The organism is Pusillimonas sp. (assembly GCF_044464525.1).
Lineage (GTDB): Bacteria > Pseudomonadota > Gammaproteobacteria > Burkholderiales > Burkholderiaceae_B > Pusillimonas.
The window spans coordinates 18772-32298 of record NZ_JBIQLE010000011.1 but is presented as its reverse complement, the minus strand read 5'-3'; the positions used below and the strand labels follow the sequence as shown (position 1 = coordinate 32298).

The 13527-nt window shown below is 61.4% G+C and carries 12 protein-coding genes; 5 read left to right on the top strand and 7 right to left on the bottom strand.

What is annotated here, in order from left to right:
• The 4 genes from ACIY1O_RS08045 (at position 1) to ACIY1O_RS08030 (ending at position 5075) form a co-directional block, all read left to right on the top strand.
• On the top strand, positions 1 to 1185 hold the full coding sequence (locus tag ACIY1O_RS08045; protein WP_397474574.1) for a M20 aminoacylase family protein: 1185 nt from the start codon (positions 1 to 3) through the stop codon (positions 1183 to 1185).
• Between the two features lie 286 nt (positions 1186 to 1471).
• Positions 1472 to 2176 carry a GntR family transcriptional regulator gene (locus ACIY1O_RS08040; RefSeq protein WP_397474573.1) on the top strand — a complete coding sequence of 235 codons (705 nt, stop codon included), beginning with the start codon at positions 1472 to 1474 and terminating at the stop codon, positions 2174 to 2176.
• Positions 2177 to 2186: 10 nt separating this feature from the next.
• Complete coding sequence (locus tag ACIY1O_RS08035; RefSeq protein ID WP_397474572.1) at positions 2187 to 3497, top strand: malonyl-CoA decarboxylase domain-containing protein; 1311 nt, start codon at positions 2187 to 2189, stop codon at positions 3495 to 3497.
• Positions 3498 to 3530: 33 nt separating this feature from the next.
• The gene (locus ACIY1O_RS08030; protein WP_397474571.1) at positions 3531 to 5075 is read left to right on the top strand and encodes a malonate--CoA ligase; all 1545 of its coding nucleotides are present in this window, start codon (positions 3531 to 3533) and stop codon (positions 5073 to 5075) included.
• Positions 5076 to 5118: 43 nt separating this feature from the next.
• Here ACIY1O_RS08030 and ACIY1O_RS08025 read toward each other — a convergent pair whose 3' ends face one another.
• Genes ACIY1O_RS08025 through ACIY1O_RS08015 form a run of 3 tightly spaced genes read right to left on the bottom strand, consistent with a single transcriptional unit; the run spans position 5119 to position 8686 of the window.
• Entirely contained in the window at positions 5119 to 6768 is a 1650-nt protein-coding gene (locus tag ACIY1O_RS08025) for an FAD-dependent monooxygenase (RefSeq protein ID WP_397474570.1), read from the bottom strand.
• Positions 6765 to 7643 carry an alpha/beta fold hydrolase gene (locus ACIY1O_RS08020; RefSeq protein WP_397474569.1) on the bottom strand — a complete coding sequence of 293 codons (879 nt, stop codon included), beginning with the start codon at positions 7641 to 7643 and terminating at the stop codon, positions 6765 to 6767. The genes ACIY1O_RS08025 and ACIY1O_RS08020 overlap by 4 nt, the downstream gene beginning before the upstream one ends.
• Positions 7640 to 8686, bottom strand: a complete 1047-nt coding sequence (locus ACIY1O_RS08015; protein ID WP_397474568.1) for a 2,5-dihydroxypyridine 5,6-dioxygenase NicX family protein — start codon at positions 8684 to 8686, stop codon at positions 7640 to 7642. Before ACIY1O_RS08015 ends, ACIY1O_RS08020 begins: the two co-directional genes overlap by 4 nt.
• Before the next feature lie 56 nt (positions 8687 to 8742).
• Here ACIY1O_RS08015 and ACIY1O_RS08010 point away from each other — a divergent pair, with 56 nt between their 5' ends.
• Positions 8743 to 9696 carry a LysR family transcriptional regulator gene (locus ACIY1O_RS08010; RefSeq protein ID WP_397474567.1) on the top strand — a complete coding sequence of 318 codons (954 nt, stop codon included), beginning with the start codon at positions 8743 to 8745 and terminating at the stop codon, positions 9694 to 9696.
• Here the strand turns inward: ACIY1O_RS08010 and ACIY1O_RS08005 are convergent.
• From ACIY1O_RS08005 to ACIY1O_RS07990, 4 genes are all read right to left on the bottom strand, one after another.
• On the bottom strand, positions 9683 to 10834 hold the full coding sequence (locus ACIY1O_RS08005) for an ABC transporter substrate-binding protein (protein WP_397474566.1): 1152 nt from the start codon (positions 10832 to 10834) through the stop codon (positions 9683 to 9685). The genes ACIY1O_RS08010 and ACIY1O_RS08005 overlap by 14 nt on opposite strands.
• 95 nt (positions 10835 to 10929) lie before the next feature.
• On the bottom strand, positions 10930 to 11910 hold the full coding sequence (locus tag ACIY1O_RS08000; protein WP_397474637.1) for a branched-chain amino acid ABC transporter permease: 981 nt from the start codon (positions 11908 to 11910) through the stop codon (positions 10930 to 10932).
• Between the two features lie 6 nt (positions 11911 to 11916).
• Positions 11917 to 12789, bottom strand: coding sequence for a branched-chain amino acid ABC transporter permease (locus ACIY1O_RS07995; RefSeq protein WP_397474565.1), 873 nt, complete (start codon positions 12787 to 12789; stop codon positions 11917 to 11919).
• A 23-nt stretch (positions 12790 to 12812) separates the two neighbouring features.
• Positions 12813 to 13526, bottom strand: a complete 714-nt coding sequence (locus ACIY1O_RS07990; protein ID WP_397474564.1) for an ABC transporter ATP-binding protein — start codon at positions 13524 to 13526, stop codon at positions 12813 to 12815.
• Position 13527: the final 1 nt, after the last annotated feature.

Genomic DNA, 13527 nt, shown 5'->3' with positions numbered 1-13527 from the left:
ATGATCACGCAACCACAAAGCTATCTGGAACACATGAGCCGGCAGGCCGACGACATCGCCGCCGTGCGCCACGACATCCACCGGCACCCCGAACTGGGCTTCGAAGAGTTCCGCACCAGCGAGCTGGTGGCAAAGCGCCTTGAAGAGTGGGGCTACGAGGTGGAGCGAGGCCTGGGCGAAACCGGCGTGGTGGGGCGCTTGAAGCGGGGCGACGGCAGCCGCAGCCTGGGCATACGCGCCGACATGGACGCCTTGCCCATCCAGGAAGAAACCGGCCTGCCCTACGCCAGCCGCCATCCCGGCGTCATGCACGCTTGCGGCCACGACGGCCATACCACCATGCTGCTGGCCGCCGCCCAGTACCTGGCCGAGCACGGCAAGTTTTCAGGCACGTTGAACCTCATCTTCCAGCCTGCTGAAGAAAGCCTGGGGGGCGCCAAGCGCATGATCGAAGACGGCCTGTTCGAGAAGTATCCCTGCGACGCCATCTTCGCCATGCACAATATGCCGGGCGTCAAACAAGGGCGCCTGCTGTTTCGCGAAGGCGCGGCCATGGCCTCGTCCGATTATGTCACCATCACGCTCACCGGCAAGGGCGGCCACAGCGCCATGCCGCAGTTGGCCGTTGACCCGGTCGTCGCCGCGGCAAGCATCATCATGGCCCTGCAAACCGTTATTTCACGTAACGCCGATCCTCAAGATACCGGCGTCGTCACCGTGGCGTCCGTGCAGGCCGGCAAGGCCAACAACGTAATTCCCAACAGTGCCCGCCTGGAACTAAGCGTGCGTTCGCTCTCACGGGAACTACGGCTTTTGATAGAGCAGCGCATCAAGGAGATTGTCCAGGCACAGGCCCAATCTTTCGGTGTACAAGCCGACGTGGACTATCGGCAGGGCTACTCTGTGCTGGTCAATACCCCCGACGAAACCGAGTTTGCACGCCAGATCGGCCGCAAGCTGGTGGGCGAAGACAACGTCGACCCGCAATGCGATGCCCTGACCGCCAGCGAAGACTTCGCCTTCATGCTCGAAAAGCGCCCCGGCTGCTATCTGTTCATCGGCAACGGCGAAGGCGGCATGCCGGGCGGCTGCGAAGTGCATAACCCAGGCTATGACTTCAACGACCAGAACCTGCCCATCGGGGCGGCTTACTGGGCCATGCTGACGGAAGAATTCCTCAAGTAAGACCTGGGTAAATGCACGGCCCGCGCCCCTGTTCACGCAACCCTCACCGCATCTACGACGCCAGGGTGGGGGGCGGCCTATAGGCCGCCCCCCACCCGACCATAAGAACTCAAAAAACCGCCCTATCTGCGTGCTGATTTCACAGCACAAAGATTCACAAACGCTTATACGTGATCTCAACTGGAGGCTCGTATTTAAAGCAACCCGTCCATCACCTAATTCTTACCTTTGATTCTTTCTTCAACGCCTCTATAATTATTCATTATTAATTACAGAGGCCAAAGCCATGGTCATCCGCATCGAACAAAAAGGCCTCTACCAGGAAGTCGCCGACCGTTTGCGCGACATGATCCAAAAAGGCGAGCTGGAACCCGGCCAGTGGGTGGACGAAGTCAGCCTGACTGCGTCGCTGGGCATATCCCGCACGCCGCTGCGCGAAGCCCTGAAAGTGCTCGTGGCCGAAGGCCTGCTCCACATGAAGCCCCGGCGCGGCTGCTTTGTAAACGAACTTACCGCGCAAGATCTGGAAGAGATCTTCCCGTTGATGGCCATGCTCGAAGGCCGCTGCGCCTACGAAGCCGCGACCAAAGCCACAGACAGCGACCTGGCCAGGCTCGAGCCCATGCATGCCGAACTGCAGCGGTTCGCCAAGCAGGGCGACGTGAACCAGTATTACGCCGCCAACGTCCACATCCACACCGCCATCCAGGACCTGGCCGCCAACCGCTGGCTGTCCGACCTGATCGACAACCTGCGCCGGGTGCTCAGCCTGTTCCGTCACCGCAGCCTGAAGCATCCAGGGCGCATCGACGAGTCCTGCGCCGAACACATGGCGATCTTCCAGGCGCTCAAGGCGCGCGACCCCGCGCAGGCCGAAGCCGTCACACGCGCCCACCTTTTGAACCAGCTCGACGCCCTGCGCGAGCTGTCCGAACAAGATTCCCCGCCGCAAAGCGATTCCAACGGCCAATCGTCGGCTGCAACCAAATAGGAGCCTAAGCATGGTGTTGTCCAAACCCGGGGCCTCCCAGGCCCACCGCAAGGAACCACAGACCGACTCAAACGGGCAGGCCGCAGCGGCCGATACCAATCGATTCGACGGCCTGCTCGGGCGGCTCAGCCGCTGGTTCGAGCGCAGCCCGCTTCCCGAACCGCAGCAGCTTCGGTCGCTTTACCTGGCCTCTCCGAAGGACGAAGCAGCCAATCAACTTGCCCGGGAATGGGCAAAGCTCTACCGCCATGGCGAAGAAGATCAGCGACGCTCCATGCTGACGGCCCTGGCGCAGGCCGGCGCCGAAACCGCCGGGCCGCTCGAAGAAACCGCGGCCCGGCTGTTTCGGCGTCTGTACGCGCAAAGCGACAGCCTTGAGTTGATGGTGCAGCTACGCGCCGACATGATTCGTTGGCGCAAGCACGAAGCCAACCTGGCAAGCCTGGAAGAGCCTCTTGCGTATTTGCTGTCCAATTGGTTCGACGTGGGCATGCTGGAACTGCGCCACATCAATTGGGATTCGCCCGCGTCCCTGCTCGAAAAACTCATTCAATACGAAGCGGTGCACGAGATTCGCTCATGGGAAGACATGCGGCGACGTGTTGCCGCCGACCGGCGTTGCTATGCGTTCTTCCATCCTCGCATGAGCAACGTGCCGCTTATTTTCGTCGAGGTGGCGTTCGCAGAAAATATGGTGGCCGACGTACAAACCCTGCTCGACCCGGCTCAGCCCGTCGATCCGCTGCACAAGGCGCGCTGGGCGATCTTTTACTCCATCTCGACCACACAGCCCGGCCTGCGAGGCATCAGCTTTGGCAACTTCCTGCTCAAACGGGTGATTGAAGAACTGAACCGCGAACTGCCCAAGCTCAAGTCCTTCGCCACGTTGTCGCCTATACCAGGCTTTACCAAGTGGCTCGACCAGCAATCCGAAGCGGATATCAAGAGCTTGCTCGGCCCGCTTGCCAATCAGGCCGCCAGTGAAAATGGCGCAACCGCTGTGTCGTGGCGTCAGCGGCTACAAGAGGCTGTCGATTCAGATGCATCCGAACCGCTGCAGCGTTGTGGTCTGCGCCTGGCGGCTCGCTACCTGACTCAACTGCAAGACGGCCAACCCCTGGATGCCGTGGCCCGCTTCCATCTGGGGAACGGCGCCCGGATCGAACGGCTCAATTGGAAGGCCGACCTATCGGTCAAGGGCCGCAAGCAATCTTGCGGCATGATGGTGAACTATCTATACGAGCCGGAACAGCTTGACGCGAACCGGGCTCAATTGGAAGCCGGTACGCCACGAGTGGCGCGCGCCGTGCAAAAGCTATAACAGGCCAATCAATAGGCTTTAAAGGACATTGTCTTGAAACATAACGAGAATCTCTACTCCGTGCTCGAAGCGGGGTTTCCACAAGATCGCAACGCAGTCGCCATAGAGACACCCGCCCGCACCTATAGCTGGGCCGACATCGACGCCATCAGCGGCCGCATCGCCAACCTGCTGCGTTCATACCAGATACCGCTGGGCTCACGGGTGGCGGTGCAGGTGGATAAGTCGCCCGAGGCCTTGATGCTCTATCTGGCCACGCTACGTGCCGGCCTGGTGTATCTGCCGCTGAACACCGCCTACCGCGAAGGCGAGATCAGCTATTTTCTTAACGATGCCGAACCGGCTGTGGTGGTGTGTGCACCGGCGTCCCAGCCGTGGTGCGAACCCCTGGCACGGCAATGCGGCGCCTTGCAGGTACTGACCCTGGACGCTGATGGCAATGGCAGCCTGATGTCAGCTGCCCAAAACCACAGCCCGGAATTCGACACCCTGGCGCGCGAGGCGGACGACCTGGCTGCGATCCTGTACACATCAGGCACAACGGGCCGCAGCAAGGGCGCCATGCTTTCTCATCGCAACCTGTCATCCAATGCGCAAACGCTGCACCAATATTGGGGCTGGCGCAGCGACGATGTGTTGCTTCATATTCTGCCCATTTTCCACGTGCATGGCCTCTTCGTGGCCGCACACGGCGCCTTGCTTGCCGGCGCCACGATGATCTGGCTGCCCAGGCTCGACGCCGAGCAAGCGCTGCACTACCTGCCCCGCTGCACCGTAATGATGGGCGTGCCAACCCACTATGTGCGCCTGCTTTCAGAGCCGGGCTTCACCAAAGACCTGTGCACCAAAATGCGGCTCTTCGTCTCGGGCTCGGCGCCGTTGTTGGTGGACACCTTCCGCCAGTTCGAGGCGCGCATCGGCATGCCCATACTCGAACGCTACGGCATGAGCGAAACCGTCATGCTCACGTCCAACCCCTACGACCCCGCGCTTGGCCGGCGCATACCCGGCACCGTGGGGCGCGCCTTGCCGGGGGTCTCGGTACGCGTGGTGGATGACGACGACCAACCCTTGAAAACCGGCCAGCCCGGCCACGTGCAGGTACGCGGCCCCAATGTCTTTTCAGGTTATTGGCGCATGCCCGAGAAAACCCGCGAAGAGTTCACCGCGGACGGCTGGTTTCGCACCGGCGACGTCGGTGCGCTCGGTGGTGAAGACATGCCCGCCGACTATCTAAGCATTGTGGGCCGTAGCAAAGACCTGATCATCTCCGGCGGATACAACGTCTACCCCAAAGAGATCGAGCTGATCATCGACGAGGCACCCGGCGTGCAAGAGTCGGCGGTCATCGGCGTGCCTCACGCCGATTTCGGCGAGGCCGTCATGGCGGTCATCGTGCCGCGTGCCGGATCAACACCCGACCTGCAAGCCCTGCAGGCAAGCCTCAAGACCAGCCTGGCCAACTTCAAGGTGCCGAAAAAGATCGTGCTGGTCGACGAACTGCCTCGCAACACCATGGGCAAGGTGCAAAAAAACGCATTGCGGCAGGAATATGCCGATGCGTTTGCCAAGCCATAGCCGCACTGGCCGGTGCTTCGGAAGCACCGGCCAATGGTCAGGCTCAGGCGGTTTCCGGCTGCAAAGAACGGCCGCTTGCTGTTCGCAAAACCTCGGCAGCGTCCGCGCCGACACCGCCGCGCCAGGACACCATCATGTCGGGACGCACCAACACCAGTTCAGCGCCGTATAAATCTTTGGCGCCCGCATGATCGATTTCCCTTACCGCAAGCGGCACGCCCATCGAGTCGGCATGCTGTGTCCAGCCACTGCCCGCGTTGCACCCACTGAAATCAAGCAGAGTGAAGCCCGGCCCGAATAGATCGAGTATGGAAGTTTCAGGCGTAAGCCAGACATGGGGCGCACGGTGTCCCGGCCGAGCGGTGGGCACGTAGCGGCGCGGATCGTCGAGCGGCTCGGGCGAGCCATCAGGGATGCAGATCGGCGTATCGTTGTATCGATACCCAAGTAAAACGCCCGACGAGGCCAGGATTTTTTCCTGGCGCTGCAACTCTTCGCCGAGGGTCCGGCGCAGCGCCTCGCCCGCGTCGTCGTCCGCATCCAGTTCAGGCCCGTACTGCATCACCGAATAGAGCTTGTCGAAATTATCGGCAGCCTCCATGGTGTTGCGCACGCCCACGGGATGCCGTTCAGTATGGTAGGTGTCGAGCAACTGCGCGGGCGCCCAGCCCTTGATCACGGCCTCGAGCTTCCAGCCCAGCTCCACGGCATCGCCCACGCCCGTGTTCATGCCCAGCCCCCCGGTGGGAGAAAACTTGTGGGCCGCGTCGCCCGCCAGGAACACATTTCCCACACGGTACTGATCAGCCGTGAGCGCGTGCGCGGTCCAGGGCTGAACTTCGATGACCTCCAAAGGCTCTTGCTTGCCCAGCAAGGCCCAGACGGCGCCCGCCGGATCGATCTCATTCCATTCTTTGCCTTCCGGCAAGATAAGATGATATGTCCACAAGCTGCCGCCGTCCCAGTTCAAGAGAAAGCCGGCGTACTCCTTGCGCAATGGGAAATAGATATTGCCATGATCGAAATCATGGGCCTGCATGAACCCTGGGCAGCGAAAATAGATGGACACGAAACGCGCCATATTGCTTCGGCCCGACATCGGCACGTCAAGCCGGGTGCGCACCAAAGAGCGCCCGCCATCGCAGCCCACCAGGAAGCGGCTGCGCACCTGCTCGACCCGCCCCGTTTCCAGGCACTCGATGCGTGCCGTCACGCCGTCCTCATCCTGCTCGAAGTCGCGCAAAGCCCAGCCAAAGCGGCTGTCCACGCAATCCAGCGTCTGCACGTAATCCTTCAATGCGTACTCGACATGCTGCTGGCCGACGATGGTCTTCAAATAAGGCGACCAATACATCTCGGCCATTGGGTCGGCCACCCCACTATTGCGCGCCTGTATAAGCTGTTCGTAGGACAGCATCGAAATCCGGTGCAAAGTGCGGCCATGCATGCTGGACACCCAGTGGTAGTCCGCCGGATAGTCGGCCGGAATGCCTTTGTTGAACAGCTTTTCGTCAACGCCCCAGCGACGAAAATACTCCATGGTCCTATTGCCCACCGCGTTGGCGCGCGGATGCGGATTCACCTCGGGCCGCTGCTCGACCAGCAGGCACGGCACCCCGCGCCAGCCCAGTTCGGCCGCCATGGACAGGCCGACCGAAGCGCCGCCCGCAATCAATACCGGAACCTTATTCATTGTTTCTCCTGCTTCAGTTCATCGATGGGGCGGTCAGCGCTTGCCACCTCGTCGCGTAGGAAGGCGTGAACCGCCTCATTGAAAAGCCCGCCGGCCTCGAGATTCATCAGATGGCCGCAGCGCGGCAAAATGCGCAGCGTGGCCCTGGGCATCATGGCCTGAACCTCGTGCCCCATCCGGGGCGGAGTCAGCCTGTCGTTTTCGGCGTACAACAGCAGCGTTGGGGCGGTAATGGAGCCAATCTCGTCGCTGCGGTCGAAATAAGCCGCAGCCTCGAGCGCCTTCAAGTAAGACTGCGGCCGCAAACGGCAAATGCTGGCGTGCAGCGCTTCGTATACTTCAGGTTGCACGTCAGGCCCCGCCAGCGATGCGATCAATTCGGGAGCAAGCTGCCGCAAGCTGCGTCCCGCCAGCAAAGGCTCGCGCCTAAGGCGCAGATACTCTTCGCGCTGCGCCTGGCTCAACGCCTTGCCGAAACTGGGAAACGAGCCGCACATGATCAGGCTGCGCACACGCGAGCCGTGGCGCCAGGCAAAATCCATCAGTATGCGGCCGCCCATGGACAGGCCCACGAAATGCGCACGGCGCACACCCAGGTCGTCAAGCAGCCGAAGCATGTCGGCGCTGACGTCCTCGAACCGAAAATCCCCCTCGTAGTCATCGGAGTCGCCATAGCCGCGGGCGTCCCAGGCCACGGCCCTGTAGCCCACGCCGGCAAAGTAGCGCAGCTGCTCGGCCCAGTTGTCTTTATTGCCGCCTATGCCATGCAGGAAGATCAGCGTCTCGTCGCCTGCGCCGCACTGCGCATAGGCGATGCGGGGATGGCCCGGGGTGCGGCCATGGACAGCCTCGTGCTCCACAGCGGGCGCCCTCATGCCAGCGGCTCCATCAATCGGCCCCGGGAAACTATCGTCTTGTCGTCCAGTTCGATGCTGCAATGGCGCAGCGGCAGGTCGAAATGGCCGTTGGTGTAGCGGTCAGCATGCTCGTTGGCGCCGGTGGAAATCAGGAAATTGCCGGCGAAGGCGCGCAGCTCGGTGCCGTTGGTGTCGTGCTTGTCGTACATGACCAGAGAGTCCCAGCGCGCCGCCGGGTTCATGCCCCAGCCCACATGAGAAACGCCATAGGCATTGCGGTCGTTCCAGGCCGCAAAATAGCTCTTCATCAGCTCGGCATCCAGGCCGCTTCCGGCGATGTCGACGACAAAATCGTCTTCTATGGTCAGCACGACCCGGCTTTCAAGATAGCGCTTGAAGGTGAGGTTGACATCGCCCACGTCCAGCACGACCACGCCATTTACACTTTGTCGAGGGGGAAAGCACAAACACAGCCCGCCCGGCCAATACGACACCTTGCCAGGTTCGGTCACAAAGCCCGCCGAGCCCCGGGCCGGGGCATTGACAAGATTGATGGCCAGATCAGTGCCCGCGTCCGAGCGCACGCGCATGCGCGAGGCCTGGTCCAACATCTCAACGCCCAGCGCCACCTTTTCCCGCAGGGCCGGATCGGGCATCAGGCGCTCGAGAATTTCCGGGTGCTCGTTGCTGATCATCATCAGGCGCGCCCCGCCGGAAAGTATGGCCTTGAGCTCGCGTGAATGCAGCAGGCCCTCTACCGTGCAATCGACCACCATGGTGCTTGTGCATAGCGCGGCAATGACCGATTCATTGCCCTGGATGGCCGGCGAACTGCCCGTCGACCGCACCGCCACGGGGTCCTTCAGGCGCGGCGTGGGCAGCACCACATGAAAGACCTGCGCCTCCAGATCAAGCAAGGCAAGCTCGGCCAGCTTTACGTTGACCGGTCGCGACAACGTCTCGGACAGAATGGCGACACGGTCTCCCCGTCGCAGCTCGCACATCTGGAAGACGCGGCGAAAACAATCCACCCATTTATTCTCTATCTGTTCTACTAACATCACTACCTCTGTTGCAATAATGTACAACCGCGTAAAAAATCCAGCAGGCCATGAAAATGCGCAGTTTCCAACCCACAGACCTCGAATATTTCATTGAAATCTGCCGATTCGGCAGCATCGCCCAGGCCGCGAAACACCTGGGGGTCTCCCAGCCGGCGCTTAGCAAGGCCATCCGCAGGCTGGAGCAAATCGCCGGCGCCCGGCTTCTGGACCGCAACGCCCGCGGCGTCAATCCCACTGAAATGGGCCGCATCCTGGTGCAGCGCGCCAGCCTCATACTGTACGAACTGGATGCCACCCGCAGCGTCCTGCAGGAAATGAGCGGCGTGCGTACCGGCTCGGTTTCCATGGGCGTGCCTCCCACCCTCAACCATGGCTTCATTCCCGACATGGTGGAGCTGGCCTGCCAACAACGCCCGAAGCTGCATTTTCGCGTCAGCGAAGGCTTGTTCCAATCGCTGATACCACGGCTGCGACTGGGCGAACTCGACTTCATCATCAGCTCTCCCACTCCGGCCGAAGCCCTGGCCACCGACTTGCGATGCGAGCCGCTTGGCAGCAATCTGTTCGTGGCCTGCGTAGGCGCCGACCACCCCCTTGCCAAACTCGACAGCTTCCCCGACGAAGCGCTGCATGAATACGGGTGGGTATTGGTGCCGCCGCCCGGCGTGCTGCGCGATCAGCTCGACCACCTTTTTCAGCAGCGCGGCCTTCAAGCATTGGAGCCCCAAGTGGAAACCAGCTCCACCGTGCTGTCCAAGGCGCTTATTACCCGCCAGAACTTCATCGGCTTTCTCCCGTTGGAGGTTTTTGCCGCCGAAGAGCAGGCCGGCCTCATCCAGCGCCTGAGCCTGCCCTGGCTATACTGGCGGCGCGAACTGACGCTGGTGTCCCGGCGTTCGCGCGCACTGACCCCGGCCGCCGAATACATGGTCGAACTGATCCGGCACGAAGCGGCAACCCGCCTGGAGCGTCCGCCGCAGCCGCGTCACCGCGTCAGTCGTTCATAAGCGCCCACTTGCCGTCCTTCACTTGCACCAGCACGCGCGCCCGATGGTCCAGCCCGTTATGATCCTGAGGCGTCATGGTGTAGACACCCTGAGTGCCGACCACGTCCTTCACATTGTTTTCCAACGAATCCCTCAGTGCTTGGCGAAACTCCGGCGTACCCGGCAAAGCCGCTTCCAGCGCCTTGGGCAGGGCCGCCTGCAAAAGCAGATAGGTATCGAAGGCGTAGCCCGCAAAAGGGCTGCGGGCGCTCGCGCCATAGGCCTCGTCATACATGGCCAGATACTTGGCCGCCACAGGCTTGATCGGGTTGTCGTCGGCCAACTGGCCGGCGAACAGATAGGGGCCGGTGGGCGCCACGGCCCCTTCGGCATGGGCGCCGCCAATGCGGATGAAATCGCCGCTGACTGAACCATGGGTGTTGTACACCGTGCCCTTGTAGCCTCTTTCACTCAATGCGATATGGGGCAACGCGCCCGGCGCACCCGACCCGCCCACCACGACCGCATCGGGCTTGCCCGCAATGATTTTCAGCGCCTGGGTGGTAAGGCTGACGTCATTGCGCTGATAGCGCTCGTTGCTGGTCAGCTCCAGCCCCTCGACCACATCCTGGGAATCCAGCGTCTTGTGCACCGCCTCGCCCCAGGCGTCGGCAAAGCCAACGTAGCCCACCTTCTGAACGCCGTTCTGCTTCATGTGCTCGAGCACCGCGCCCATCATCAGGGGCATGGGCTGGGGCACGCCAAACGCCCAGGGATGCTCGGCTCCATCAAGCTGCATGGGACTGAGCGCAATTACCGGAAGCTGCGATTCGACAGCGGTTTGCATCATGGCGCGGGTAACGGGAACCGAGTTGGAACCCACCAGGACATCGACCTTGTTCTCTTCGATCAGTTTTTTGGCGTTGCGCACGCCCGTAGTGACGTCCGACGCATCATCCAGCACGATGTACTGCACAGGTTCGCCGGCGATTTCCTTGGGAAGAATGTCGAAGACATTGCGATAAGGAATACCCAGCACCGCGCCCGGGCCCGTGGTGCTGACCACCACGCCCACAGAAACCTGCGCCGCCGCCATGCCGGCCAGGGCAAGCAGGGCCGCGGCCACAGCACCCGCCGCCAATTTAACCGTGATTTTCATACCTGTCTCCTAGCTTGTTCTTGTGATCCAAGCTTGGAGTATTGGTTAGTCTCACATCGGCGACAAGTGCCGCACAAGTTACCTAGGCATAGCTTTTAGTTATGGCAGAGTCGCCTAGCGGCGGCGCGAACGGCCGCCGCCACGCCGCCTGGCACGACAAACATGAAGACGATCAGCAATACACCGTAAATCGCCCAGGGCGCGGCCGTTGAGATGCCGCCGGCCAGGTTGGGTACGAACTGCAAGAACAGCGCGCCGTATACCGCGCCGGAAATCGACGCCAGGCCGCCAACGACCACACCCACCATCAACGACAGCGAAAGAAAGATGGTAAAGCTGTCGGGCGCCACGAAAGCCACCACGATGGCGCTCAATGAGCCGGCCAGCCCGGTATAGAATGCACTGACCCCAAACGCCAGGCTTTTGAACAAGGCAATGTCCACACCCATGGAAACGGCAGCCACGGGCTGATCCCGAATGGCAATCAAAGCCCGGCCGACCCGGCCCCTGAGAAGATTCCAGGCGGTTATGAACAGGCATGCGGCGATGGCCAGGGTAAGCAGGTACAGCCACCGGTCGGCGGTAAGAGCCATGCCCAGCAGCGACTCGATGGGCGGCTCGGGCTTGGACAACACTATTCCCTGCACGCCACCCGTCCATGCCTCGAGGCTGTCATGCTTCAGAAGCTGCGGCAGCGCCACGCCCAGTGCGAAGGTTGCCAAAGCAAGATAGTGCCCCTCCAGCCTGAGGACGGGCAATCCGAACAGAAACCCGACTACCAGGCACAGCACGGCGGCAACGGGGATCGTGAGCCAGTAGGCGAATTGGAACTGGTCCATCAGTACTGCGGTGGTGTATGCGCCCACGGCGAAGAAGGCGCCATGCCCCAGCGATATCTGACCGGTATAGCCTGTGAGCAGGTTGAGGCCCAGTATGGCTATCGCATAGATCAGGACCATCGTCGCCTGAAACAGACGATAGTCGCTAAGCAGTAGGGGAAAGGCACAGATGAGGAGGATGGCCACGCCCAGGCCAAGCCTTCGGCCCTCGCCAATGTTTTTGAGGTTTGTGCGCATCACGGTTCAAACCCTTTTTACGATAACTTGGCCGAAGAAGCCGGCCGGTTTCAAAAGCAGGACACCTACGATCACGACCAGCGCAAGCGTCAGTTTCAGCTCATCGCCGATCAGGTAGGCGCCCAGCAAGTTCTCGAGCAGGCCCACGACGAATCCGCCCACAATGGCGCCGCCGGGGCTGTCTATGCCACCCAGCAACGCGGCTGCAAATGCATAGACAAGCACACCCGACATCATGTATGGGTCGAGAAACACTTTGGGCGCAACCAGCAGGCCGGCTACCGCGCCGATCGCGGCGGCCAGGCCCCAGCCCAGCGCCAGCATCCAGCCCACCCGTATGCCCACCAGCCGGCTGGACGGCGCATTCTGGGCAGCTGCGCGCATGGCCAGACCCAAGGCCGTATACCGAAAAAAGGCGAACAGCATCCCGACGACAAGCAGTATCACGGCAATGCTGCCCAATTCGTGCCACGAAATAAGCGTCAGGCCAAAAGGCGGTGATGTGGGAAACGGGCTGGGAAACGTCTTGATGGTGTAGGTGAAGATCCAGCCCGCCACGCTGTTGAATATGACCAGCAAGCCTATCGAGACGACCACCATCGCAAGCGCCGGCGCATGCTGCAGCGGCCGGATTACCGCGCGCTCGATCGCAACGCCCAGCAGGAATGCCAATGCGATGGTGACGAAGAAGGCAAACCAGTAGGGCATGCCCGCGTCGATGAGCAGCCAGGCCAGATAGGTTGTGAACATGGCCATTTCGCCCTGGGCGAAGTTGATGCGGCCCGTGGACTTGAAGATCATGACCAGTGCCAGTGCCAGCGCAGCGTATATTGCGCCGCTGAACAGGCCGGAAATTATCTGGTTCAAGAAAGCTTCCATTGCTTTGCTCCGGGGCGTGGCCGCTATTGGCCGAGGTAAGAACGACGGACCGCATCGTCGCTCTTGATTTCAGACGCCGTGCCGGACAGCACGAGACGGCCTGTTTCAATCAAATAAGCCTGATCGGCCACTTCGAGGGCAATGGACGCATTCTGCTCTACCAGCAAGATACTTACATGCTCTTTTTCCCTGATCAGGCACATGATTTCGAAGATTTCCTTGACGATCATGGGCGCCAGGCCGAACGAGGGCTCATCCAGCAGCAGCAGCTTGGGGCCCAGCATCAATGCCCTTCCGATGGCAAGCATCTGCTGCTCGCCCCCGGATAGCGTTCCGGCCTGCTGCTTGCGGCGCTCTTTCAGGCGGGGAAAATACTCGTATACCCGCTCGCGATCCACGGCGACCTGCGCCTTGTCCTTGCGCACATAACCGCCAAGCTGAAGATTCTCTTCGGCTGTCAGCCCCAGGAAAGTGCCCCGGCCGTCGGGAACATGGCCGATACCCAGTCGCACGATGTTCTCTGTGGACATGCGGCTTATATCCCGGCCGGCAAAGCGCATCTGGCCCGAAGTATCGATCGTGCGGCAGATGGCCCGCAAGGCCGTGGTCTTGCCGGCGCCATTCGCGCCAAGCAGCGCCACGATGGCCCCCTGGCCAACGCGCAAACTCAGGCTGTGCAGCACTTGGTTGCCGCCATAGGATGCGCACAGGCCATCTACCTCCAACAAGTCTGTCATG

Bases quoted from the DNA above. Each gene is read 5' to 3' on its own strand.
- ACIY1O_RS08045 (WP_397474574.1), top strand. From the start codon at position 1: ATGATCACGCAACCACAAAGCTATCTGGAACACATGAGCCGGCAGGCC.
- ACIY1O_RS08000 (WP_397474637.1), bottom strand. From the start codon at position 11,910: ATGCGCACAAACCTCAAAAACATTGGCGAGGGCCGAAGGCTTGGCCTG.
- ACIY1O_RS08040 (WP_397474573.1), top strand. From the start codon at position 1,472: ATGGTCATCCGCATCGAACAAAAAGGCCTCTACCAGGAAGTCGCCGAC.
- ACIY1O_RS08025 (WP_397474570.1), bottom strand. From the start codon at position 6,768: ATGAATAAGGTTCCGGTATTGATTGCGGGCGGCGCTTCGGTCGGCCTG.
- ACIY1O_RS08015 (WP_397474568.1), bottom strand. From the start codon at position 8,686: ATGTTAGTAGAACAGATAGAGAATAAATGGGTGGATTGTTTTCGCCGC.
- ACIY1O_RS07990 (WP_397474564.1), bottom strand. From the start codon at position 13,526: ATGACAGACTTGTTGGAGGTAGATGGCCTGTGCGCATCCTATGGCGGC.
- ACIY1O_RS08035 (WP_397474572.1), top strand. From the start codon at position 2,187: ATGGTGTTGTCCAAACCCGGGGCCTCCCAGGCCCACCGCAAGGAACCA.
- ACIY1O_RS08005 (WP_397474566.1), bottom strand. From the start codon at position 10,834: ATGAAAATCACGGTTAAATTGGCGGCGGGTGCTGTGGCCGCGGCCCTG.
- ACIY1O_RS07995 (WP_397474565.1), bottom strand. From the start codon at position 12,789: ATGGAAGCTTTCTTGAACCAGATAATTTCCGGCCTGTTCAGCGGCGCA.
- ACIY1O_RS08010 (WP_397474567.1), top strand. From the start codon at position 8,743: ATGCGCAGTTTCCAACCCACAGACCTCGAATATTTCATTGAAATCTGC.
- ACIY1O_RS08020 (WP_397474569.1), bottom strand. From the start codon at position 7,643: ATGAGGGCGCCCGCTGTGGAGCACGAGGCTGTCCATGGCCGCACCCCG.